This is a genomic window from Rhizobium sp. NZLR1b (assembly GCF_019685155.1).
Classification (GTDB): domain Bacteria; phylum Pseudomonadota; class Alphaproteobacteria; order Rhizobiales; family Rhizobiaceae; genus Rhizobium.
Genome location: NZ_JABDWC010000019.1, coordinates 78,009 through 101,451 on the forward strand (window position 1 = coordinate 78,009; position 23,443 = coordinate 101,451).

The window sequence follows — 23,443 nt, forward strand, 5'->3', positions numbered from 1 at the left end:
TCCTTTGATTCGCGTTAGGCGCGAATAACAAAGAGGTAACATGGAGGTTGAGTCAGTGAAGCGCTGTGAACAGGCTCTGGCGTTTTTCTAAATTATGACGTGTATCTGCAACACGTCATATTTCACCGTCATAGGCGGAACCGCCATTTTCCAGCAGCCGGCGCAGAATCATCAGGCCGGAGATCAGTTCCTGCCCCGTCTTCGGCGAGGAAAAACCGATGCGAACGCGATGATAGGATTTCTCCCCGCGGGCTGCCTTGAACTCGTCCTCGTCGTCGACGAGCACGCCGTCTCGGAAGGCGGCATTCTTGAAGGTGCCCGACATCCAGGGCTCCGGCAATTTCAGCCAGAGGAAGGGCGCGTGCAGGTGCGACGTGAAATCGAAGCCCTGCAATTGCTCCCGGGCAAGCCGGACGCGCCGGGAGAGTTCCTCGACGCTCTGCTTGCGGATCTCGTGGGCGATACCGCTTTCAACGAGGCGCGCGCAGGTCTCCGCCAGGATGAAGGGCAGACCACCGGTGATCATCTTGTGCGTCACCCGGATGCGCTGGGCAAAATGTGGCGGGCATGCGACCCAGCCGCCGCGCACACCAGCGGCCACCGATTTCGACAAGCCGTTGACGAGGAACGTTCGATCGGGGGCAAGCGAGGCGAGCAGTGGCGTCTCATCGTCGGCCATGCCGCCGTAGAGATCGTCTTCGATCAGCCAAACGCCGTGTTTCCTGGCGATTGCGGCGATTGCCGCGCGCCGCTCGTAGGGCATGATCGCCACGGTGGGATTGTGGACGGTCGGCATCAGGAAGGCGATCTTCGGATGCTGCTGCTGGCAGAGCCGCTCGAAATCGTCCGGGATCACGCCGAGTTCATCGGACTCGACAGTCAGCGTGCGGCGGCCGAGAAGGCGGGCGCTGCGGCTGACCTGGGTGTAAGTGAGATCCTCAAAGACGATCTTGTCGCCCGGCGCCGAGACGGCGGCGATGACGGCGATCGCCGCCGCATGAGCGCCGAGTGTCGGCACGATGTTTTCGGCCTCCGGCGTCCAGCCGCCGCGGGCAAGCCAGAGGCGGCCGGCTTCAAACCAGTTGCGCGGAAAAGTGCGGGAATAGGATGAAATCTCGGCGAGATGCTGCTCACCGATTTTGGCGAGGATGCCGGATATGATCTTTCCCTGGCCAAGGTCCGGGGCGGCAGTGGTATCAAAGCGGATCTTGTCTGCAGGCGCGTCCTGGACGCGGGTGCCGCCAAGCGAGACAGTCAGCGGGTCGGTCTGTTCCCCAGGCTGGGTTTCTGAACGGTTCAGCACATAAGTGCCGCGCCCGACCTCGCCTGCGACCAGGCCGCGCTCGTGCACCAATGCATAGGCGCGGCCGATCGTGCCGATGGTCACCCCGATATCGTAAGCGAGGTTGCGTTGCGGCGGCAATTTGCTGCCGGCGGGCAGGGCGCCGCTGGCGATGGCAGTTTCGATGCTGTCGGCAAGCCGGAGATAGACCGGACCGGAACCGCGGGAGAGATCGGGAAGCCAATTTGTCATGGTGACAATTACCTATATTGTCACATTGCCCCTGTCAAGATTAAGAGTCAATTCCAACGGACAACCGAGAGGATTTCTGGAATGTCTGCCTTGCTTGAGATCAAAATGCCGATTGTACCGATTGTCTCTTACGACGATAGGAGACAGATCGTCCTGCCCGACGCGCCTGCCGAGGCGACGACACGTTTGGGGCGGATCTGGGCGGCGATTCTTTTTTGGAATCAGAAGCGGGAAGGCCGCCGGGCACTGAGAAATCTGACGGCGAGCGAACTCAAGGATATCGGCGTGTCGCAGTCCGATGCCGCGCGCGAAGTCGGCAAGTCGTTCTTCTGGGATTGATCGAGCCTGGGCGCTGATCGCAGCGGTCAGCTGCAGGCCTTATTGCCACCGGACCAGCGATTGACGTCGGCGGCGATACGGCCGGCGACCGGCTCCGACATCATCGGACCGAAGGCCTGGAGGCGCGACGGGCTTCCCTCGGCCTGAACGACGAGCAGCGGCCGGCTTTCCGGGCTGCCCTTGTGGACGACCAGAATGCGCGGGCGGCCGGAGAAGGAATTAAGTTCCGGCGCAAGCTTGTACGCAGCAAAAGCCGGATCGCCCGACTTGAACCAGCAGGCATTGGCGGCGAGCGCAACGCGTTCCATCGTCGGCAGCGCGGCGCGGTTCGGACCCGTCGTCGGCGCCGGCGTCTGGCAGGCTGCGACCATGGCTGCGAGAGTGGCGAGCAGGGCAGCGTTAGCGACAGAATGGCGAGGGCGCATCGATCTTGCTCCGGATCCGGATAAAAGGATTATGAATTCAAAGTGCCACAGCGATGTTCGCGTATCTGAAAAGAGGCGCGGCGCTGTAGATCAGGCGGCGATGACGTCGAGCGCCGAGGCGAAGAGGCCGCGGCCGTCCGAACCGCCATGGGCGGCTTCGATCAGGTTCTCGGGATGCGGCATCATGCCGAGAACGTTGCCCTTTTCGTTCATGACCGCGGCGATGTCGCTGATCGAGCCATTCGGATTGGTGCCCTCGGCATAACGGAAGACCACCTGACCATTGCCTTCGATCTGAGCCAGCGTTGCTTCGTCGGCGAAGTAATTACCGTCGTGATGAGCGACCGGGCAGCGGATGACCTGGCCTTGCGCGTAAGCACGGGTGAAATCCGTCTCGGCATTGACGACTTCGAGTTTGATCTCGCGGCAGACGAATTTCAGCGAGGCATTGCGCATCAGCGCGCCAGGCAGCAGGCCGGCCTCGACGAGGATCTGGAAGCCGTTGCAGACGCCGAGCACCTTCACGCCCTTTGCCGCCTTGTCGATGATTGCCTGCATGACCGGCATGCGGGCCGCGATAGCGCCGCAGCGCAGGTAATCGCCATAGGAGAAGCCGCCGGGGATAACGATCAGGTCGACATCGGGGATCTCAGTCTCCGTCTGCCAGATCGTCACCGGGGGCTTCCCGGAAATCTTGGTCAAGGCGGCGATCATATCGCGGTCGCGGTTGAGGCCCGGAAGTTGAACGACGGCTGATTTCATGGGGTCCCCGCGTCTGGCGAAAGATATTGAACTGGAACGCTTTCGGCGAGCCATACCCCATTGTCGGAGACAAAGAAAGAATGGCCTTCTGAAAACATGCGGGCCGCGTCCACACGCAGGATGACATACTCACCCTTGCGGCGCATTGCGACGATTTTCGCGGTTTCGACATCCGCCGACAGATGAACGTGGTGCCGCTGCATCTTCTTCAAGCCTTCGCGCTCGATCGCCTGCCAGTTCGTCAGAGACGTGCCGTGATAAAGTGCTGCGGGCGGTTCCACCGGGTTCAAGGCGAGATCGACCTCGACGCTATGACCCTGATTGGCGCGAATTTTGTTGTCGGCGAGAGTGAAGCGCTTCTTCGGATTGTTTTCGACGATCTCGACAATATCGGCGCGGGAAACATCGTATTTCGATGCCACCGCTTTTTCGAGCGCATCGAACGATACCCAGCCTTCGGCATCGAGCGTCAAACCCGCGGCATCAGGCGCATGGCGCAAAACATAGCTCATAAATTTCGAGACTTCCGTCTCCAGCTTTGTCTTCGTCATGACGCCAAATCCTCAAAGTCCGCCGGACCACGGGTCTCTGATCGTCAGTCGATCGCGATCGCGTAGTTCTCGATTACCGTGTTGGCGAGCAGTTTTTCGCACATGGCCTTGAGGTCGGCCTCTGCCTTGGCCTTGTCGGCGCTTTCCAGCTCCAGGTCGAAGACCTTGCCCTGTCTTACATGGCCGACGCCCAAGAAGCCGAGGGCACCAAGCGCGCCTTCGATAGCCTTGCCCTGCGGATCGAGAACGCCGTTTTTCAGCGTGACGGTGACACGAGCCTTGATCACTTTGTCTTCCCTGCTTTACTTGACCAGAACCGGGCCGGTGCCGCGCACAGGCTCATTTTCATTGATGATGCCGAGACGGCGGGCAACTTCGGAATAGGCTTCGAGCAGCCCGCCGAGATCGCGGCGGAAACGATCCTTGTCCATCTTCTCGTGGGTCTCGATATCCCAGAGCCGGCAGCTGTCCGGCGAGATTTCGTCGGCAAGGATGATGCGCATCATATCGCCTTCGAAGAGGCGGCCGCATTCGATCTTGAAGTCGACGAGCTGGATGCCGACGCCGAGGAAGAGGCCGGTCATGAAGTCGTTGACGCGGATGGCCAACGCCATGATGTCGTCGAGCTCGGCCGGATTGGCCCAGCCGAAGGCGGTGATGTGCTCTTCGGAGACCATCGGATCGTCAAGCGCGTCTGATTTGTAATAGAATTCGATGATCGAGCGCGGCAGTACCACGCCTTCATCGATCCCGAGGCGCTTGGCGAGCGAACCGGCGGCGACGTTGCGCACGACGATCTCCAGCGGGATCATCTCTACTTCCTTGATCAGCTGCTCGCGCATGTTGAGCCGGCGGATGAAATGAGTAGGGATGCCGATCTTGTTCAGATGGCTGAAGATATATTCGCAGATGCGGTTATTGAGGACGCCCTTGCCATCGATGACTTCGTGTTTCTTCTTGTTGAAGGCGGTGGCATCGTCCTTGAAGAACTGGATCAAAGTGCCCGGTTCCGGGCCCTCATACAAGATCTTTGCCTTGCCCTCGTAGATACGGCGGCGACGGTTCATCGTGGTCATTCTCTATTGTTGGCGCTCTTGGGATAGCGCGAGTGGATCGATCTCGTGGCGTCCCCTTAAAGGAAAAGAGTGTGTTTCACAATCCGCCTGTCCCTCCTTCGCCGGTTTCGGGATTTCTGGCCCCGGTTTCCGGATTTCGTGGTTCCGGCTTCCGGATTTTACGAAATACCGCCAAGAGAATCGAATGAATTCGCAAGACGAGTCTACCGCCTTTTCCCATACGGTGAAATGACGGCGAAATGGCGGGAGGTTTATGCAGGTCTTTATTTGGCGGCTCTGCTCGGCAGCGCGTGACGAAGCTGCGTCTGCAGGGCGCGCGCGGCGATTTGCCCGTGACGCCAGCTTCCGGCACGGATGAAGGAAGGGATCTGCATGGCCGGCATTGGCCGGGCAAGCGCATAACCCTGCAGCGTGTCGCAGTCGAGTTCTTCGAGAATGCGGATATGATCGGCCGTCTCGACACCCTCGGCGATGACGAGGATGTTCAGCGAGCGACCGATGTCGATGATCGAGCCGACGAGTTTGCGCTGCTCGGCCGATTGCGGCAGCATGCGGATCAGCTCGCGGTCGATCTTCAATGTCTTCGGGCTCAAGCGCAGCAGGCTGACGATCGAGGCATGGCCGGTGCCGAAATCATCGATCTGGATGTCGATGCCGAGCTTGCGCAGCTTTTTCAGGTTGGCGGCCACCGCCTCGTCGCAATCGTCGAGCGAGATCGATTCCAGCAATTCGAAGGCGAACGTGCCGGGCTGGATTTTCAGGGCGCGGAGTTTCTTACCGAGATCGGGATCGGCGAGCCGTCTGGCCGAAACGTTGACCGATATTTTCGGAACCGACAGCCCGTCCTTGATCCAGACGCGGCGATCGGCCATGGCGCGCTCCAGGATCAGGGCGTCGATGGTCGAGACGACGTCGAGGTCTTCGGCGATATCGAGGAAGCGGTCGGGCGTCAGCAGCCCATGCACCGGATGCTGCCAGCGGGCAAGTGTTTCGACGCCTGCGACATCCAGCGTGCGGGCATCGAACTGCAGCTGATAGAAGGGCACGAATTCATTGCGCTCGAGGCCGATCAGGATCTCGTCGGCGAGGTGCTTGGCGGAGATGATGTCGCGGCGGGCAGCAGCCGAGAAAAATTCGAAGCGATTGCGGCCCAGGCCCTTGGCACGATAGAGCGCGATATCGGCATCGAGCAGCATCTGCTTGGCGTCGAGTGTCGGTCCGCTGTCGATGGCGATGCCGATGCTGGCGCCGAAGCGGCAGTCGTGCCCCTCATATCGGACGGGTTTGCGCAATTCGCGGATGACGCGTTCGGCAAGGCCGCCGATCTTCTTCGATGCGGGATCGACGATGCAGAGGATGACGAATTCGTCGCCGCCGATGCGGGCGACGAAATCGGCGGCACGGACGGAATTTCTGAGTACGGTTGCGGCATGCCGCAGCATGGCGTCGCCGGCCCGGTGGCCGAGCGTGTCGTTGATCTGCTTGAAGCGGTCGAGATCGATATGCAGGATCGCCAGCGCCAGGCCCTTGGCCCGGCATTCGGCGGAGCGTTCGTCCAGCATCTTGTCGAGATAACGGCGGTTCGGCAGGCTGGTGAGATAATCGTGCAGCGCCAGGTGCTCGATGCTCTCCTTGGCGGCTTCGAGTTCGCGGTTGCGGGCCTCGGCCAGATCCTTGGCGCGCTGCAGCTCGTTTCGGAGCGCGACCTCCCCGGTGACGTCCCAATTGGCGCCGATCAGCTTGCGGTGGCCGTTGCCGTCGACGAAGAAGGCCGAGCGGGCGCGGATAACGCGTTCGGCGCCGTCGCCGCGAATGATGCGGTATTCCTGCTGGAAGTCACTTCCGCTTTCGACGCTGCGGTCGGACAAGCCCAGCACGCGCTCGCGGTCATCGGGATGCAGGCTTTTCGCCCAGGCGTCGCTGGCGATTTGGCGTGGGGCGCCCTGCAGCCCGTATATGGCGATGAGACGCTCATCCCATTCGACGGTCTCATTCTCGATATCCGCCTCGAAGACGCCGATGCGGGAAATCTCCAGCGCCAGATCGAGCCGGCGCGACAAACGCGACAGCGTCTCCTCGGCCTCCTTGCGGGCGGTGATATCGGTATCGGTGCCGACGATCCGCGACGGTACGCCGCTCTCGTTCCATTCGACGCAGGCGCCGCGGCAGTCGATCCACATCCAGTGACCGTCCCTGTGGCGCTCGCGATATTCGAAGACCTGGTAATCCGGGTCGCCGGCGTTTTGCCGGTCGATGGCGTGGATGACGAAATCGCGGTCATCGGGATGGACGAGCTGCAGCCAGGTGTCGTAATCGCCAGCGGCTTCCTCGTCGGGCGCCATGCCGCGCATGGTCTTCCACGTCTGCGAGTAATATTTGCGATCAAGACGGTAGTTGTGATCCCATACGCCAAGGCCGGAGCCGACGAGCGCATGGTTCCACCGGCTCTCCCGCTCCGCTAGGTCGGAATCATCGTCTGCCCCGTTGCCGACGCCTGCCTCGGCCGCTAAGGCCTCGTTATGCGGATCATCGGCCTCTGGATGGGCTTTCTTCACAGGCAGTCTCGCTTAATTCACCTCGGTGCAGTCTGCTGTCATTCCATTAAGAAAGACTTAGAAAGCACTTGCGCAACTAGCGGGGCAGCCTGTTTTTCTCAATCAGGCGGAGAGCTTGCTTAGGAACTGGGCGAAGACCATCGTGCCCTCGGGCCAGGGGCCGTGACCGGAATCGGCATTGATATGGCCTGCCTCGCCGGCATCGACGATGAAGGAGCCCCAGCTGCCGGCGATATCGTCGGCATGTTCGTAGCTGCCGAACGGATCGTTGCGGCTCGCCACCGTGATCGACGGGAAGGGCAGCGGATCACGCGGGTAGGGGCCGAAGGTCATCAGGTGCTTCGGGCGGATGTCGGGATTGGCGACATCGGGTGGGGCGACGAGGAAGGCGCCCGCCACCGGCTTGCGGAAATGCGGGATGGCGTGGATCGCCGAGGCCACGCCGAGCGAATGGGCAACGAGGATGACCGGACGGGTCGAGGCGTTCACTTCCTCGGCGATACGGGCGATCCAGTCCTCGCGGACGGGCTTTGTCCATTCGGCCTGTTCGACGCGCCGCGCCGTGCTGAGCTTTGCCTCCCAGCGGCTCTGCCAGTGGCTCGGCCCTGAGTTGGTGTAGCCGGGAATGATGAGGATATCTGCGTCTGAGGCTTTCATAGTGCCGCCGATGTGAGAAAGCTCGGCCAAGATGTCAAGAGGGGACGTGAAGGGAGAGAGCGACACGGGCGTTTTGGTTTGCTATATTGCTCCAGTGCCGGTTGCGGATTTCGTGTCGGCTTGCCCGCCGATTGCGTGTCCGCCGCCGACCAGGTCTCGGCTGAGGAGGAGAAAGCCATGGCGGCATTTCATGTCATGACGGGTGCAGGCGAAAGCTTAGCGCGGCCCGTTGTCAATCGCATCAGTATCGCCGACGTCTTCGACGCGCTGAAGCGCGGGTACGACGATTTCATGGAGAAACCGTCGCATTATGTGTTCCTGTGCCTGATGTACCCGATTGCCGGCGTCTTCCTGACGCTCTGGTCATCGGGCGCCAATCTTTTGCCGATGGTCTTTCCGCTGATGGCAGGTTTCGTGCTGATCGGCCCGATCGCAGCGATCGGCCTTTACGAGATCAGCCGCCGGCGCGAGGCCGGCCTCGACACGTCATGGACGCATGCGCTCGACGTACGCCATTCGCCGGCGCTGCCGTCGATCGTCGCAGTCGGGCTGATGCTTTGTGCGCTTTTCGTCGTCTGGCTGGTGACGGCGCAGACGCTCTACAGCAACCTGCTCGGTGAAGTGTTTCCGCGCAGCATGGCGGATTTCTTCCGCCAGGTCTTCGGCACGGCCGAGGGCATGCAGCTGATCATCTGGGGCAATCTGATCGGCTTCGTCTTTGCGCTCGTCGTGCTGTCGATATCCGTGATTACCTTTCCGCTGTTGCTCGACCGCGATGTCGGAGCGGTGGCCGCCGTCCTCGCCTCGATCCGGGCGACGATTGCCAATCCGGTGCCAGTGCTGCTCTGGGGCCTGATCGTTGCGGCACTGCTCGTGATCGGCACGATCCCGGTCTTTGCCGGACTGGCGCTGGTTATTCCGATTCTTGGCCATGCGACCTGGCATCTTTATCGCAAGCTGATTGCGCGCGAAGGCGTGTAATCGAAGGTTTCCGGGGATCTCGAATTATCGTGATCCCCGGAATTCAAAGCTTCGCCCGTTCCCGGAACCTCGAGACCTCTCGCCGCGTTGTGTGTGACCGGCTTGTGGGAGGATTTCGGAGGTGACGATGCAGCATCTGTTCGCCCGCTTCGCAACCAAGATATCGGAATGGGCGGGCAAACCCGTCATCTTCATTCTGGCGCTCATCGCCGTCGTGATCTGGGCGTTACTCGGCCCCTTCTTCGATTATTCGGAAACTTGGCAGCTGGTCATCAACACCGGCACGACGATCATCACCTTCCTGATGGTTTTCGTGTTGCAGAACGCTCAGACGCGCGACACAAGGGCGATCCAGGCCAAACTCAACGAAATCATCCTGACGAGCCATGCCGAGAACCGCTTCATCGGCATCGAAAATCTCGACGAGGATGAGTTGAAGCATCTCGACCGACTTGTCGCCAAGGCTGCCAAGGGCAGGGGCGAGACGGAGGCTTGCCGGATATCGGAGGCCGCCAATGTGGTGGTGCCGAAAAAGGAGGTGCTGCGTAAGCGACGAGCCTCAGCCAAGCCGGCGAAGCAGAAACAACGGCCGCTTGAGAAAAATTAATCACCACAATCGCACGTGTTTCAGACGCCCTAGGACGGCGCCTGCAAGGGCGCCGCCGTATCATTGCGGTTAGTCGCTCATGCGTTCCCAAACACACGGCGAAAGATCGTGTCCACATGTTTGGTATGGTAGCCGAGATCGAACTTCTCCCGGATATCTTCTTCTGAGAGAGCAGCGCGCACCTCACCATCGGCGAGCAGCTCCTCCAAAAAATCCTTGCCCTGTTCCCAGACCTTCATGGCGTTGCGCTGCACCAGGCGGTAGGCGTCCTCGCGGGAGGCGCCGGCTTGGGTCAGAGCCAGGAGGACGCGTTGGGAGTGGACGAGGCCGCGGAATTTGTTGAGGTTCTTCTCCATGTTCTCGGGGTAGACCAGCAGCTTTTCGATGACGCCGGCGAGACGCGAGAGGGCGAAGTCGAGAGTGACGGTCGCATCCGGGCCGATCATGCGTTCGACCGAGGAGTGGGATATATCGCGCTCGTGCCAGAGGGCGACGTTTTCCATGGCCGGCATGGCGTAGGAGCGGACCATGCGGGCGAGGCCGGTGAGGTTTTCGGTCAGCACCGGATTGCGCTTGTGCGGCATGGCCGAGGAGCCCTTCTGGCCGGGCGAGAAATATTCTTCCACTTCCAGCACTTCGGTGCGCTGCAGGTGGCGGATTTCGGTCGCCAGGCGCTCGATCGAGGAGGCAACGACGCCGAGGGTGGCGAAATACATGGCGTGGCGGTCGCGAGGGATGACCTGGGTCGAGACCGGCTCCGCCTTCAGGCCAAGCGCCTCGGCGACATGTTCCTCGACGCGCGGATCGATATTGGCGAAGGTGCCGACGGCGCCCGAGATGGCGCAGGTCGCGACTTCCTCGCGGGCGGCGACGAGGCGCTGGCGGCAGCGCTCGAATTCGGCATAGGCGAGCGCCAGCTTGACGCCGAAGGTGGTGGGCTCGGCGTGAATGCCGTGCGACCGGCCGATGGTGACGGTGTCCTTGTGTTCGAAGGCGCGGGTTTTGAGCGCCTCGAGCAGCCGGTCGATGTCGGCGATGAGGATATCGGTGGCGCGCACCAACTGGACGTTGAAGCAGGTGTCGAGCACGTCGGATGAGGTCATGCCCTGGTGGACGAAGCGTGCATCCGGGCCGACGATCTCGGCAAGATGGGTCAGGAAGGCGATAACGTCATGCTTGGTGACGGCCTCGATCTCGTCGATGCGGTCGACATCGAAGGTTGCCGCACCGCCTTTTTCCCAGATCGTTTTTGCCGCCGATTGGGGGATGACGCCGAGTTCGGCCAGCGCGTCGCAGGCATGCGCTTCGATCTCGAACCAGATGCGGAACTTGGTTTCGGGAGACCAGATGGCGACCATTTCGGGGCGGGAATAACGCGGGATCATGGGCGGCTGCCTTCACTTCAAGAGGTTTGCTTCATCGAGGTTAGCGCTCGTGTAGCAAAGACGGGCGGCAATCTCAACGCATGCGTTTGGCAAGATGATAGCTGCTGGCGACAAGGCAGACGAGGCCGAGCGGCAGGAAAAGGCGAAGACCGATCACCAGGAACTGGTAGACGGCGCTGACGCTGGTGAAGACGAACTGAAAAGCCCAGACGAAACTGCCGAAGGGCGCGTGCCAGCGCGAATAGAAGAGCCGGTATTCCATGGCGAAGAGGAAGGCGGTCATTGCGATCGTCGCTGCCGTCAGCGTCACGAAGAAGGCGGCAAAACGCGCTTCCGGCTGCTTGCCATAGGCGAAGAAGCGGGCGACCGGCAGGGCGAAGGGCCAGGCGAACAGGCCGCCGGCGAAATAGAGCGCGGCGACCTCGGCAAGCCGGCTCGTCTGCAGGCCGTTGCGCAGGTAAAGGCCAAGCATGGCGGAGGCGAGCATCTGCGTGCCCCAAAACAATGCGCCGGCTATCAGATCGGGGTAGGGCGGCCGTGCAGCTCTTAGACGATCCATCCTCGGGCGATCTGTCCTGGGGCGATCCGGGCTCGAGCCATCCATCCTTGGGCGATCTCCGGGCTCAGGGATGAACCGGAACGGCGATCCAGCGTCCGTTCCTGTCGGCGTCGAAGGCCAGGATAAGGGCGATGTGAACCTGGTTTCCGGCCTCCGGCTGATAGACCATCGCGCCGCCGATCCGGTATTCGACCGAACAGGCGCGATCGGCCGGAACCGCGGTCGCCTGCCGCGCCGCCTGGCGGTTCGGAGCGCCTTGCTTCTCGATCATCTGCAGGCTGAAGCCGAGGACCCGCTTGTCGACAGCCGCGCAATCCTTCGGCGTCGGCACCGGCATCTCACCGAGCGAAAGCGTATAGGGCGATTTCGGCGGGCCGTCGGTCGCAAGCGTCGTGTAGCGGATGGTCTTCGAGGGAGAACCGAGTTCGGTCGGCGGATTGAAGGCGGCGATCAGGCCGGGATTGGTGAGCAGATCGTATTTGTCCATCTGGCTGCGCGCCGCCGTCAGGTTCTGCCGCCGCGCCTTGGAAAGATTGGCGTCCTTGTCGGTCATCTCGGTGTGGAAGGGCGTGCCCTCGAGATACTGGCCGCTGTCGGTATCGACGAAATAGGTGTTGGAGTAGGGGACGCCGCCACTCTCCTCGATGCCGAATTCCTGAAATCCGAAGACCTTGCCGTCGGCGGAAAAGCCGATCGGCTGGATATTGGCGATGTCGCCGGCAAGGGACAGGCCGGGCAGGCCGGCCAATGCGGCGGCAAACAGGCCACCGATGATCAGACTCTTTGTCATGTTCGTGCCCCTTCGGCTGCCTGACGCAGATCGGCGACGGTCCGGCGATAGTTCTCGACCGTACCGCCCTTGAAAATTGCCGAGCCGGCGACGAGGACGTTGCCGCCGGCGCGGGCGATCGCCGGCGCCGTTTCCATCGTGACGCCGCCATCGACCTCGAGTTCGATCGGCCGATCACCGATCAGTGACTTCGCCGCCGCGATCTTGGCAGCCATTGCCGGAATGAACTTCTGCCCGCCAAAGCCGGGATTGACCGACATGATCAGGATGAGGTCGACATCGTCGAGCACGTTTTCGATGGCGCTGAGCGGGGTTGCCGGATTGATCGTCACCCCGACCTTCTTGCCGAGATTGCGGATGGTCTGCAGCGAGCGGTGCAGATGCGGCCCGGCTTCGGCATGGACGGTAATCCGGTCGCAGCCGGCCTTGGCGAAGGCTTCGAGATAGTCGTCGACCGGCGAGATCATCAGATGGCAGTCGAAGGTGGCTGAGGTATAAGAGCGTAGCGACTTGATGACATCGGCGCCGAAGGAGATGTTCGGCACGAAATGCCCGTCCATCACGTCGAGATGGATCCAGTCGGCGCCGGCGGCCGTGACGTTGCGCACCTCCTCGCCGAGCCTGGCGAAATCCGCCGCGAGGATCGAGGGGGCAATGCGAATGGGCAGCGTCATCAGATCTCACTCCGTATGGGCCGCCATTTGACCGTGGCGCCCGAATTCAAGGCTGGTGCGCCGCTGCTCATTGCGGCGGCGCGGCCGGTGTAAAAAAGCCGTTGCCCCGCCATTCGAGCAGGCGGTACGGGTTTTGCGAAAGTTCATGCGCGGCGGTGAAGACGATGGCGCCGACCGGCGTCTGGAATGTCGTGCCCATCAGTGCCTCCTGGAAAGGCTTGCCGGCCGCAGCGGCGGCTTCCGCGGCCTGGCCGGCAATCAGTGCCGCTGCCAGCGACGGCAGGACATAGCCTTCCGGCTCGATGCCTTTGGTACGCAGCGCGTCGGCTGCAGCCGTGCCTTCCGGCAGAGCGGCGTATTCGGGCAGGGCGACGGCGCGTACGCCGGCATTGAGCGGCAGCGGCTGGTCGGCGGCGCGCGTGGCATCGCCGCCGAGAATGGACAGCGGGATGTTTTCCGCCTTGGCGTCGCGGGCGATGATGGCGACATCGTTGCGATCGCCGCCGATGAAAACCCTGCTCGCACCGGCCCGTTTCAGGCGGCGCACGAGAGCGATCTGCTGCTCCTGTCCTGGCCGGTAGGTATCGGTAAAGACCGGCTTCAGGCCGTTCTGCTCCAGCGCATTGCGCACCGCTTCCGTCAGTTCGCGGCCATGGATGGTGCCGTCCTCGATCAGTGCGATCGGATCTGCGGCCCAGTCCTTCAGGATCACTTCGTTGATCTTTGCGGCTTCGGCGCCATCGGCGGGCGCCAGGCGAAACAGCGGCCAGCCGTTTTTCAGCGCATCCTCCATCAGGATGCGGGAGCGCGCCGAGACGGTCATCGCAGGAATGTTGGCGTCCTTCAGCTTCGGCAGCGCGCCTTCCAGCGTCTCGCTACAGAGAAAGCCGACCGCGACCTGCACCTTGGCTGCAACCAGCGCATCGGCAATCGCAGCGCCACTATTGTCCTCGCAGGTCTCGTTGATGGCGACGAGGGTATTGCCGGACTGCTGGATCTCGAAACCGGCGCCGGCGGCAATCTGGGCGCCGAGCAAAGCGAGCGGGCCGTTTTGAGGGGCGACGACGCCGATCGTCACGCCGGCCGCATGGCCTTGCGCCGCCGCTCCCAGCAGCGCCAGAAAGGCTGCTATGCCACGCAGGTTGATCATGAAAGGCGGAGATCCCTAAGCCATCGTCCATGCCCTTTTATCCGCAAGGCCGCGATCGTCAAAGAAAAACAAGCGTGAAGCAGTGCTTTTCACCGGTCCTATTGTAGAAAAGGTAACTGATGCTCGCCATATTGGCGCGATAACAAGTCGATCCATGCAGAAAAGCACGGGAGAAGCAGGTGTTGAACAGGCAGCATATCGACCCCGGTCTTTATCGAGACGCCATGAGCCGTTATGCCGGCCATGTGCAACTCGTGACGACGGCGATGGGCGAGTTGCGCCGCGGCGTCACCATCACCGCCGCCTGCTCGGTCTCGGACAATCCAGCCTCGGTGCTGATCTGCCTCAACAACACCAATCCGAAGAACGAGATCTTTTTCCGTAGCGGCGTCTTCGTGCTGAACACGCTCGGCGCTCATCATCAGGGCGTTGCCGACGCCTTTTCCGGACGGACGTCGCTTGCCGATAGCGAGCGTTTCGCCAGCGCTCGTTTTGAGACGCTGGTCACCGGCGCGCCTGTGCTCGCCGATGCGCTCGCAGCCTTCGATTGCCGGGTGACCGACATCAAGGAAATGCCGACGCACAATGTCATCTTCGGCGAGGTCGCGGCCGTGCGCTTCAGCGAAAAGCACGCGGCGCTCGTCTATATGAACCGGGATTATCACGCGCTGTGATTTTCAGGATCTCGAGGGATTAGAATGGACACTGCCGGCATCGAGGAAATGTTTCAGGGGCTCGGTCCCGTCACGGTCAAGCGCATGTTCGGCGGCAAGGGCATCTATCATCTCGGGCGCATCATCGCGCTCGAAGTGCGGGACGAGATGTTGCTGAAGGCCGACGAGACGAGCGCCCCTGAATTTGCCGCCGCCGGCGCCACGCAGTGGAGCTACGAGGGCAAGAAGGGCAAGCCGGTGAAGATGCCCTACTGGTCGATCCCCGACGAGGCTTACGACGATCCCGATCTGATGGCGAAATGGGTGCGGCTTGCCTATGAGGCGTCGCTGCGCGCCGATAGCTGACCGCGTTCGGCTGAGGGCAGCGCTGCGATCGCAGCCTTGGTGAAGGCCGACAACGGCGAGGGTAAATCAGTCAGGGGAAACCAGCCGAAATCCGAAAGCTTGTCCGGTTCCGTCAGTTGCGGCTCGCCTTCGACGTCGCAGGCGAGATAGAGAAGCGAAATCCAGTGCTGGCGGTCGGTATCGATGATCTGTTCGGTCATGCCGATTTTCTCGATCCGACCGATCTTGAGGCCGGTTTCTTCCTCGGCCTCGCGGCGCGCAGCCTGCTCGGCCGGCTCCATGTGGTCGACCTTGCCGCCGACGATATTCCAATAGCCGGCTTCCGGTGGACGCAGGCGTTTATACAGGAGTACCTTGGCGTCGCGCAGAATCACCAGGCCGACGCCGAAGCCCGGAAAATCGAGACCGGGCTTACCCATTGGACGTTCAGATCTTGGCGCTGCCGGCGATCAGCATGAAGGCCGGGATATCGTCGCCGAAGCCGACCGGGGTCGGGCCGTCGTCGTGGTCGCGATGGCGGCGGCGGTCGCGGCTGTCATCGTTTGCCGGATAAGGCCGGCTGTTGCGCGCATTGTTTTGCGGCTTCTGCTCTGCTTTGCGCTCGTTCTTCACGATGTCGGCCTTTACTGGTGCTGCTTGGATCACGTCTACGCCATTATCCTGGATGTCGTTATCAGATTTATGAACCGAGGCGCTGCGATTGCCGCGTCCGCGCCCACGATCCCTCTCACCCCGTTCACTCTTTGCGCCACGCTCGCGGCTGTTGCGCCGCGGGCGCTCGCTTTCGGCGCTTTCTTCTGCCGGCGGCAAGGAATTCACATCGCCGCTCAGCCACTCGACCTTTTGGCCGATCAGCTTTTCGATCGCATCGACGAATTTGGTGTCGCGCTTGGTGACGAGCGTGAAGGAGGCACCCGAGCGGCCGGCACGGCCGGTGCGGCCGATGCGGTGGACGTAATCCTCGGAGTGGATCGGCACGTCGAAATTGAAGACGTGGCTGACATCGGGAATGTCGAGGCCGCGGGCGGCGACGTCGGAGGCAACCAGCAGCTGGAGATTGCCGTCACGGAAGCTCTGCAGCGTCATCGTGCGGGAGCGCTGATCCATATCCCCATGTAGGGCACCGACGGAGAAGCCGTGGCGCTCCAGCGACCGGAAGAGATCGGCAACATCCTTCTTGCGGTTGCAGAAGACGATGGCGTTCTTGAGTTCGGTCTGGGCGCGAACGAGTTCGCGCAGAACCGCGCGCTTCTCGTAGTCCTTACCGTGCGAGGCGACGAAGCGCTGCGTCACGGTCTCTGCGGCCGACGCCGGCTTTGCCACTTCGATGCGCTCGGGATTTTGCAGGAAGCGATCGGCAAGCTTCTGGATCTCCGACGGCATGGTTGCCGAGAAAAACAGCGTCTGGCGGGTGAATGGGATCATCTTGGCGATGCGCTCGATATCGGGGATGAAGCCCATGTCGAGCATGCGGTCGGCCTCGTCGATGACGAGGATCTCGACGCCGCTCATCAAAAGCTTGCCGCGCTCGAAATGGTCGAGCAGGCGGCCTGGCGTGCAAATCAGCACGTCGGCGCCGCGCTCGAGCTTGCGATCCTGGTCCTCGAAGGAAACGCCGCCGATCAGCAGGGCGACGTTGAGACGGTGGTTCTTGCCGTATTTTTCAAAATTCTCGGCGACCTGGGCGGCGAGTTCGCGCGTCGGCTCGAGAATCAGCGTACGGGGCATGCGGGCGCGGGCGCGCCCCTTTTCCAGAAGCGACAGCATCGGCAGAACGAAGGATGCCGTCTTGCCAGTGCCCGTCTGCGCGATGCCGCAAATATCGCGGCGCTCGAGCGCAAAGGGAATGGCTCCCGCCTGAATAGGCGTGGGGATCGTGTAGCCCGCGTCGGTAACAGCGGATAGCACTTTTTGGCTCAAGCCAAGGTCAGCGAATGTCGTCAAAGGGAAAACTGTTTCCGTTTCGGTTCGGCCGAGCTCTGAACGAGTCGGCGGGATTGCATGCCGCAATGCAGCGCGACATAGCCCCGAATGGCCGGCAAGTCAAGAATTAGAGAGGCCGCACCCGGTACAGAGTGAAGCGATGGTTACCTCACGGCTGTTACTTGATATAGGTGGCGAGTTTAAGGCCGGCATTCATGAAATATACTGGATCGACCGCGTGGCCGTCCTGGCGCACCTCATAGTGCAGATGCGTTCCCGTCGAGCGGCCGGTGCTGCCGGCAAGGCCGATGACGTCGCTGCGGTCGACCGTGTCGCCGACCTTGACCAGCACTTGCGACATATGGCCGTAGCGCGTCGATATGCCGTTGCCGTGATCGACCTCGACCATGTTGCCGTAACCGCCGGTCCAGCCGGCGGCGATGACCTTGCCAGGCGCCGACGGGCGGATCTTCTCGCCCGGCGTGAAGCGGAAATCGATGCCGGAATGCAGCGCGAGCCGGCCGAGGAAAGGGTCGCGGCGATTGCCGAAGGGGCTGGTCACGTCCTTGCCGAGCGCGGGATTGCGGAAGGGCAGGGATTCGGCGGTGCTGCGCACGGACTCCAGCCGGGTCAGCGCGCCGTCGAGCGCTGCCAGCGAATTGTTGAAGTCGTCGTTGCTTTCAGGCTCGACATAGGGGCCGCCGACGGCATCGTCGTCTTGCCTCGCCGCAGTCTCCTCCGGCACCGGAATCTTGAAGCGGGTCAGCACGGTGCCGATGACATTGGCGGCATTGCCGGCGTCGCTCGTCAGCTGCTCGACGCGGTTGCGCTGGTCCTGTTCGACACCCTTCAGCGACAGCGTCACGTTGGAGAAGATGCGGTCGGCACGGTCGCCGACCGTCTCGGCGGCCGGCACATAGGCAAGCGTGGAATTGTCGGGTGTCGCATCGGCGGGGGCGCCGCTCGCCAGCTGTTTCTCGATCGCCTGGATGCCGCCACCGGTCAGCGAAGCGCGCTTGTCCTTGATATCAGGGGCATAGGACTGAACGGGCGAAGAGGGGGCAGCGAGAGCGCCGTCCTTTTCCGTCAGGCCGGAGCTTTCCGCCCGGTCGAGCAGATTGTCGAGCTTGCCATGGCGCGAGGTCAGCGCCATCTGCTGCTCCATCAGCTTGTCGACCTTGTCCTCGACCACCTGCTGGTCGAGGAGCTGTCGGGAGGTGATGCGGTCGACTTGCGCGCGAAGGGCGGCGATGCGGTCTTCATAATCGTGCTGCATGCGGGTTTGCCGCGCCATGGTGGCGCCGATCAGATCGTCGCGCAGCACGAGATAGGAGGTGGCTAGGAGATAGCCGATCGAAAAGGCGCCGACGAGGCAGACAGCAAGGGCTGCCATCCACGGCCGGACCGTCATGTGGCGGACCTTATCGCCGCTTGCGAGGATCAGGATATGCTCCTGCGCCCGCCTGCCGAATACCCGGTGCTGATGTCCGCTGTCCACGCAGGCTCTCCCGATTGATGCGCTACGCCTCTTTCGGAAAATTAGACACTCTTATGGTTAACGAATGCTTTCTTTGTCGCCGCCCGCGCCAGAAATACCAGCTATTTCAGGCGTGGCTGATCGATGCGAGCGCGCGGTAGAAGGATGGCGTCAGGCCGGCCTCGGCGCGGGCAAGATCGTTGAAGGGCGGCTTCAACGGTCCGCGGAAATTGGCGCGCACCAGCTCCTGGAAGGCTTTTGCCGGGTCGCGCTTCTCCCGGGCGCATAGGAAGCGGAACCATTTGGCGCCGACGGCGACGTGGCCTTTCTCGTCGTTGTAGATGACGTCGAGGACCGCGGCACTTTCGAGATCGCCGGTCTGGCGCATCTTTGCCTGCAGCGACGGCGTGACGTCGAGGCCGCGGGCTTCGAGAATCAGCGGCACGACGGCGAGCCTTGCCGTCAGATCGTTGCGCGTCGAATGGGCGGCCTGCCAGAGCCCGTCATGGGCGGGCAGATCGCCATAATCGGCGCCGAGATCGTTGAGGCGGGCGCGCACCATGCGGAAATGCTTCGCCTCCTCGAAGGCAACCTGCATCCAGCCGTCGAAAAAGGAGTTCGGCACCTGCTCGGTTGCGAATCGCGCGACGATATCGAGCGCCAGATCGACGGCATTGAGCTCGATGTGGGCGATGGCATGCAGCAGGGCGATCCGGCCTTTCAACGTATGCAGCGAGCGCTTTTCCACCTGGGTCGGCGGCGTCAGCAGCGGTCTGTCAGGACGGCCGGGCCTGTCCGGCAAAGCGGCATCGAGCGGCGAGCGCAACGACACCCGGCGGGCAAACCAGCGGGTGGCGCTTTCCTGCGCCAGCGCAGTCTTGCGGTCGAGATCGGCGGAGCAGATGGCATCGATTGCGCCGCCGCGCAGCGACGTTATCGCAAGATCTCCGGTCACGCGGCCAGATTCCGCACCGCCTCGAGCACGGTTTCGGCATGGCCCTGCACCTTCACCTTCTGCCAGATGGTGGCGATCGTGCCGTCCTGGCGGATGAGGAAAGTGGTGCGCTCGACGCCCATGAAATTGCGGCCGTACATGCTCTTTTCCTTCCAGACGCCATAGGCCTGCAACGTGGTCTTTTCCTCGTCCGAGGCAAGCGCCACCGAAAGACGGTGTTTCCTGACGAATTTGTCATGGCAGGCGGCCGAATCGGGCGACATGCCGATGACGGCCACACCCGCTGCCTCGAACTCGCCTGCCAGCGCGGTGAAGGCCAGTGATTCGGCGGTGCAGCCTGTCGTATCGTCCTTGGGATAGAAGAACAGGACGAGTGGCCTGCCCTGGAATTCGGCCAGCGAGACGCGGCCGCCGCCGTCGCGGGGAAGGTTGAAATCAGGAGCCGTGGCGCCGATGCCTGGAACCGCCATTGGGAAAACCTTTCTTTTGCCGGGTTTGTGGATGACACTTTCTCTCCCCGAATTATATAGTGGACGGAAACCCGTCCAGCATGGCCGGGTTCAATTCTTCATTTAAAGGGAGAGCCCGAAGGCGCATGTCAGCCATCCGCGGCGAAAAGGTCACGTTTCGCAAGAAGGATATCGTTGCGCTGGACCGCTTGCCGTCCGCTCAGGCCGAGGATCCGATCATCGTCCATTGCCCGCCGCCGCGTTCGCCGATGCGCCGGACAGCGAAGCTGACCGCGGGATTTCTGGGCCTGATCCTCCTTGTTCTCGCGGCGATCGTCTTTACCGTCGAGAACGGCATGTTCGACAAGCCGCTGTCGCAGCAGGCGCAGGGGGCGTTGAACGGCGTGGCCGGACCGCGTTACCACGCCGAGGTCGGCTCCACCGTCATCCGTTTCACCTCGGATTTCCGGCTGGCGCTGGAAGCGCGCAACGTCAATATGATCGATGAGCAGAGCGGCCAGCACCTGTCGACGACGGGTTCGGTGCGCCTGGGGCTCGATCCGCTGCAGCTTTTCCGCGGCCGCATCGCCGTCACCGACATCGAAGCGGAGGATATCGCGCTCGATACCGCGCTTTTGCCCTCCGGCAATCCTCTGACGCTCGACGATCTGCGCATCGACGCCATGCCGGCGGCGACGGAGAAGATCTTCTCGCAATTCGACATGTTCGACAGCGTCGTGACCCGGGGCTCAACCAATTCGGTACGGATCTCCGGCATAACTATCAAGCTTGCCGATACCGCCAACGGCCCGCTGTCGCTGGTCGTCGACAACCTCGTCTTTGCCCATGCCGGCCCATCCTCGCTGCAATTGAGCGGCGAGGTGGCGCTGAACGGCGAGGTGGCGAAGCTCGACGTACTGGCCGAGAAGGAAGACGGCCACGTATCGAAGGTGGTGGCGACGCTCAGGCATGCCGACCTCACGCCCTTTTCGCTCAAACGCAACGATCAAGGCGTGATCCGGCAGGGGCTCAGCGCGTTTGCCGACCTGACGGTGTCGGCCACCAGGGGGCGCGATGGCGTGGAGCCGGCGCTTGCGGCGACGATCGACATCGATCCCGGCCTGATCTATGCGGATGGCGATCCGCAGGAGCTATCGGGCGGGCAGATCAACCTCGTCTATGATTTCGCCAAGCAGACGCTCGAGATCGCCCGGTCGAATGCCCGGTTCGGCGCGACCACGCTTCCGATCAACGGCGCGCTGATCGATCTCGACAAGCTCGACCCGCAGGCCGGCAAGGGCTTCGGCATCGATCTGCTGGTCAGCGGCGGCATGGCAGCCCCCAGCGGCTCCGGCGAGCAGCCGCTCTCTTTCGATATCCAGGCGACCGGGCGCTACCTTGTCGCCGGGCGGGAATTCCAGTTTCCCAATATGGCCGTCTCCAGCTCGCTCGGCGCGCTTTACGGGGCACTGCACGTCAAGCTCGGGGGCAAATCGCCGGAGATCAGCTTTGCCGGCCAGTCGGCACAACTGCAGACGACGGCGATCAAGCAAATGTGGCCATTCTGGATGGCGCCCAAGGTGCGCACCTGGGTACAGGGCAACCTCTTCGGCGGCACCGTCACCAACGCTGCGATCTCCGTGTTCATTCCCTTCGGCAGGCTGGACGAGGCAGCCGGCGGCAAGGGGTTGAAGCTCGACGCCAACCAGATCCGCATCGGCTTCGACATCACGGGAGCGCGGATGAACGTTGCCGGCGACATTCCGCCGATCCGTGACACCTCGGCCCATTTCGACCTGGCCGGCCCGGTTGCGACGATCGCGATCAAAAGCGGCACGTCGTTTTTCCCCTCCGGCCGATCCGTCGGTCTCGGGCAGGGAACCTTCATCATGCCCGCCACCTACGACAAGCCGCTGATGGCGGATATCGATCTTACGGTCTCCGGGGCAGCGGATGCCGTCGGCGAGCTTCTGACCTACAGACCGATCCGGGTGCTGCAGCGCGCCGGCTTTACGCCCGACGATTTCAAGGGGCGGATCGAGGCGAACGTGAAGGCGCATTTCGGCCTGCTCGCCTCGCAGAACCCGCCGCCGGCCGAATGGACGGCGGCCATGAAGCTCACCGATGTCGATCTTGGCAAGCCGTTTTCCGGCCGCACGATCAGCAATCTCAACGGTACGCTGAACGGCAATCCGAAACAGATCACGCTCGACGCCAAGGCCCAGATCGATGGCGTCCCCGCCGATATCGATCTTACCGAACCGGTCGAGGCATCCGACAGTGCGAAGCGGCAGCGGGTGATCACCGCGACGCTTTCCGAGGAGCAGCGCAACAAGCTGATCCCCGGCCTTTCCGGAATCGTCGGCGGCAGCGTGAAGATGGTGCTGACGCGGATCGACGACGACCGGCAGGACGTTCAGCTCGAGCTTACCCGGTCGCAACTCGACCTGCCGTGGATCGGCTGGTCGAAGGGCAGCGGCATTGCAGCTTCGGCCGAATTCGAAACCTCCGGCCCGGCCGACAATACCCAGATCAAGAACTTCCGGCTGAAGGGCGACGGTTTCGGCGCCAACGGATCGATGAACATCGGCAAAAATGGGCTGATCTCAGCCGATTTCGACAGCGTCAAACTCTCCTCGCTGGACGATTTCGCCCTGTCGGTGAAGCGCAGCAAGGGCAATTTCGACGTCTCGGTCTCCGGCGACAGCGCCGATGCGCGGCCAGTTATCGCGCGGCTGAAATCGGGCTCGGGCGATGGCGATGGTGACGGGGATGCCGGCGACACCGGCGTATCGGTGCGCGCCAGGCTGAAAAACGTCATCGGCTTCAACGATGAGAAGATCGGCAATTTCCAGGCGCAGGTGTCACTTCGCGGCGACAAGCTGCAAGCGCTGAACTTTTCCGCCGTTACCGACAGCGGTGAAGCCGTGGTCAGCCAGATGAAGGACGGTGGCGTCATCAACATCACCAGCGGCGATGCCGGCGCGGTCTCGCGTTTTGCCGATCTCTACAAGCACATGCAGGGCGGCCTGCTCAATCTGGCAATCAGGCTTTCGGCACAGGGCGGCTGGGACGGTTCGCTCGACGTGCGCCGGTTCTCGATCGTCAACGAACAACGGCTGCGCTCGATCGTCTCGACGCCTGTCGGCAACGAGCAGCGCAGCCTCAACGAAGCCGTCAAGCGCGAGATCGATACCTCGTCGCAACGCTTTCAGCGCGGCTTTGCCCGCGTCGTCTCGCGCGATGGCATGGTCGGCATCGAGAATGGCGTGCTGCGCGGCGACCAGATCGGCGCGACCTTCCAGGGCGTGGTGCGCGACCGCAAGGGCAATATGGACATGACCGGCACCTTCATGCCGGCCTACGGCCTAAACCGGCTGTTTGCCGAACTGCCGCTGATCGGCGTCATCCTCGGCAACGGCAGCGACCGCGGCCTGATCGGCATCACCTTCAAGCTCACCGGCAAGTTCGACCAGCCAAACCTGCAGATCAACCCGCTGTCGATCATCGCACCGGGTGTCTTCCGGCAGATCTTCGAATTCCAGTAGGGCGCGGAACCTAAAGCGCGTCGCATC

General features: G+C 62.3%; 24 protein-coding genes. 6 read left to right on the forward strand and 18 right to left on the reverse strand.

Annotated features, from left to right (window positions below; all coding sequences use genetic code 11):
* Positions 1-115 precede the first annotated feature (115 nt).
* Entirely contained in the window at positions 116-1,534 is a 1,419-nt protein-coding gene (locus HJB84_RS23850; protein ID WP_221117093.1) for a PLP-dependent aminotransferase family protein, read from the reverse strand.
* A gap of 81 nt (positions 1,535-1,615) precedes the next feature.
* On the opposite strand from HJB84_RS23850, the gene HJB84_RS23855 reads away from it, so the two are divergent.
* On the forward strand, positions 1,616-1,873 hold the full coding sequence (locus HJB84_RS23855; RefSeq protein ID WP_207580627.1) for a DUF1127 domain-containing protein: 258 nt from the start codon (positions 1,616-1,618) through the stop codon (positions 1,871-1,873).
* A gap of 26 nt (positions 1,874-1,899) precedes the next feature.
* Here the strand turns inward: HJB84_RS23855 and HJB84_RS23860 are convergent, their stop codons facing one another.
* The 7 genes from HJB84_RS23860 to HJB84_RS23890 all read right to left on the reverse strand — a co-directional run bounded on the left by HJB84_RS23860 (position 1,900) and on the right by HJB84_RS23890 (position 7,899).
* On the reverse strand, positions 1,900-2,298 hold the full coding sequence (locus HJB84_RS23860; RefSeq protein ID WP_207580626.1) for a hypothetical protein: 399 nt from the start codon (positions 2,296-2,298) through the stop codon (positions 1,900-1,902).
* Between the two features lie 90 nt (positions 2,299-2,388).
* A complete protein-coding gene (gene purQ / locus HJB84_RS23865) occupies positions 2,389-3,060 on the reverse strand; it encodes a phosphoribosylformylglycinamidine synthase subunit PurQ (protein ID WP_207580625.1) in 672 nt (223 codons plus the stop codon).
* A complete protein-coding gene (locus HJB84_RS23870; RefSeq protein WP_221117094.1) occupies positions 3,057-3,611 on the reverse strand; it encodes an RNA 2'-phosphotransferase in 555 nt (184 codons plus the stop codon). The genes purQ and HJB84_RS23870 overlap by 4 nt, the downstream gene beginning before the upstream one ends.
* A 44-nt stretch (positions 3,612-3,655) precedes the next feature.
* The gene (gene purS, locus HJB84_RS23875) at positions 3,656-3,898 is read right to left on the reverse strand and encodes a phosphoribosylformylglycinamidine synthase subunit PurS (protein WP_221117095.1); all 243 of its coding nucleotides are present in this window, start codon (positions 3,896-3,898) and stop codon (positions 3,656-3,658) included.
* Between the two features lie 15 nt (positions 3,899-3,913).
* Positions 3,914-4,678, reverse strand: a complete 765-nt coding sequence (gene purC / locus HJB84_RS23880) for a phosphoribosylaminoimidazolesuccinocarboxamide synthase (RefSeq protein ID WP_003540062.1) — start codon at positions 4,676-4,678, stop codon at positions 3,914-3,916.
* Between the two features lie 272 nt (positions 4,679-4,950).
* A complete protein-coding gene (locus tag HJB84_RS23885) occupies positions 4,951-7,248 on the reverse strand; it encodes an EAL domain-containing protein (protein WP_221117117.1) in 2,298 nt (765 codons plus the stop codon).
* A 96-nt stretch (positions 7,249-7,344) separates the two neighbouring features.
* On the reverse strand, positions 7,345-7,899 hold the full coding sequence (locus HJB84_RS23890; protein WP_207580621.1) for an alpha/beta hydrolase: 555 nt from the start codon (positions 7,897-7,899) through the stop codon (positions 7,345-7,347).
* A 177-nt stretch (positions 7,900-8,076) separates the two neighbouring features.
* Between HJB84_RS23890 and HJB84_RS23895 the strand changes: the two genes are divergently transcribed.
* A complete protein-coding gene (locus tag HJB84_RS23895; RefSeq protein WP_207580620.1) occupies positions 8,077-8,880 on the forward strand; it encodes a DUF2189 domain-containing protein in 804 nt (267 codons plus the stop codon).
* A gap of 127 nt (positions 8,881-9,007) precedes the next feature.
* Positions 9,008-9,487, forward strand: a complete 480-nt coding sequence (locus HJB84_RS23900; protein WP_221117096.1) for a low affinity iron permease family protein — start codon at positions 9,008-9,010, stop codon at positions 9,485-9,487.
* A gap of 77 nt (positions 9,488-9,564) precedes the next feature.
* Here HJB84_RS23900 and purB read toward each other — a convergent pair whose 3' ends face one another.
* The 5 genes from purB to HJB84_RS23925 all read right to left on the reverse strand — a co-directional run bounded on the left by purB (position 9,565) and on the right by HJB84_RS23925 (position 14,045).
* Complete coding sequence (gene purB / locus HJB84_RS23905; protein WP_207580618.1) at positions 9,565-10,872, reverse strand: adenylosuccinate lyase; 1,308 nt, start codon at positions 10,870-10,872, stop codon at positions 9,565-9,567.
* 73 nt (positions 10,873-10,945) lie between these two features.
* Positions 10,946-11,431, reverse strand: a complete 486-nt coding sequence (locus HJB84_RS23910; protein ID WP_221117097.1) for a hypothetical protein — start codon at positions 11,429-11,431, stop codon at positions 10,946-10,948.
* A 64-nt stretch (positions 11,432-11,495) separates the two neighbouring features.
* Positions 11,496-12,221, reverse strand: coding sequence for a DUF2259 domain-containing protein (locus HJB84_RS23915; protein WP_221117098.1), 726 nt, complete (start codon positions 12,219-12,221; stop codon positions 11,496-11,498).
* A complete protein-coding gene (gene rpe, locus HJB84_RS23920; protein ID WP_207580615.1) occupies positions 12,218-12,895 on the reverse strand; it encodes a ribulose-phosphate 3-epimerase in 678 nt (225 codons plus the stop codon). The genes HJB84_RS23915 and rpe overlap by 4 nt, the downstream gene beginning before the upstream one ends.
* 67 nt (positions 12,896-12,962) lie before the next feature.
* Positions 12,963-14,045 carry an ABC transporter substrate-binding protein gene (locus HJB84_RS23925; protein ID WP_221117099.1) on the reverse strand — a complete coding sequence of 361 codons (1,083 nt, stop codon included), beginning with the start codon at positions 14,043-14,045 and terminating at the stop codon, positions 12,963-12,965.
* Positions 14,046-14,224: 179 nt separating this feature from the next.
* Here HJB84_RS23925 and HJB84_RS23930 point away from each other — a divergent pair, with 179 nt between their 5' ends.
* Both HJB84_RS23930 and HJB84_RS23935 read left to right on the forward strand, forming a co-directional pair.
* The gene (locus HJB84_RS23930; RefSeq protein ID WP_207580613.1) at positions 14,225-14,719 is read left to right on the forward strand and encodes a flavin reductase; all 495 of its coding nucleotides are present in this window, start codon (positions 14,225-14,227) and stop codon (positions 14,717-14,719) included.
* 24 nt (positions 14,720-14,743) lie between these two features.
* Positions 14,744-15,064, forward strand: coding sequence for a TfoX/Sxy family protein (locus HJB84_RS23935; RefSeq protein ID WP_164014291.1), 321 nt, complete (start codon positions 14,744-14,746; stop codon positions 15,062-15,064).
* Here HJB84_RS23935 and HJB84_RS23940 read toward each other — a convergent pair.
* From HJB84_RS23940 to HJB84_RS23960, 5 genes are all read right to left on the reverse strand, one after another.
* The gene (locus tag HJB84_RS23940; RefSeq protein WP_207580612.1) at positions 15,034-15,483 is read right to left on the reverse strand and encodes an NUDIX domain-containing protein; all 450 of its coding nucleotides are present in this window, start codon (positions 15,481-15,483) and stop codon (positions 15,034-15,036) included. The two genes, HJB84_RS23935 and HJB84_RS23940, sit on opposite strands and share 31 nt — an antisense overlap.
* Before the next feature lie 7 nt (positions 15,484-15,490).
* Positions 15,491-17,008 (reverse strand): DEAD/DEAH box helicase, encoded by a 1,518-nt coding sequence (locus tag HJB84_RS23945; protein ID WP_207580611.1) that lies wholly within the window; start codon positions 17,006-17,008, stop codon positions 15,491-15,493.
* A 157-nt stretch (positions 17,009-17,165) separates the two neighbouring features.
* The gene (locus HJB84_RS23950) at positions 17,166-18,485 is read right to left on the reverse strand and encodes a peptidoglycan DD-metalloendopeptidase family protein (protein WP_221117100.1); all 1,320 of its coding nucleotides are present in this window, start codon (positions 18,483-18,485) and stop codon (positions 17,166-17,168) included.
* Positions 18,486-18,591: 106 nt separating this feature from the next.
* A complete protein-coding gene (locus HJB84_RS23955; protein WP_207580609.1) occupies positions 18,592-19,419 on the reverse strand; it encodes a ferritin-like domain-containing protein in 828 nt (275 codons plus the stop codon).
* On the reverse strand, positions 19,416-19,889 hold the full coding sequence (locus HJB84_RS23960; protein WP_207580608.1) for a peroxiredoxin: 474 nt from the start codon (positions 19,887-19,889) through the stop codon (positions 19,416-19,418). The genes HJB84_RS23955 and HJB84_RS23960 overlap by 4 nt, the downstream gene beginning before the upstream one ends.
* A 125-nt stretch (positions 19,890-20,014) precedes the next feature.
* On the opposite strand from HJB84_RS23960, the gene HJB84_RS23965 reads away from it, so the two are divergent.
* Positions 20,015-23,416 carry an AsmA-like C-terminal domain-containing protein gene (locus tag HJB84_RS23965; protein ID WP_221117101.1) on the forward strand — a complete coding sequence of 1,134 codons (3,402 nt, stop codon included), beginning with the start codon at positions 20,015-20,017 and terminating at the stop codon, positions 23,414-23,416.
* Positions 23,417-23,443: the final 27 nt, after the last annotated feature.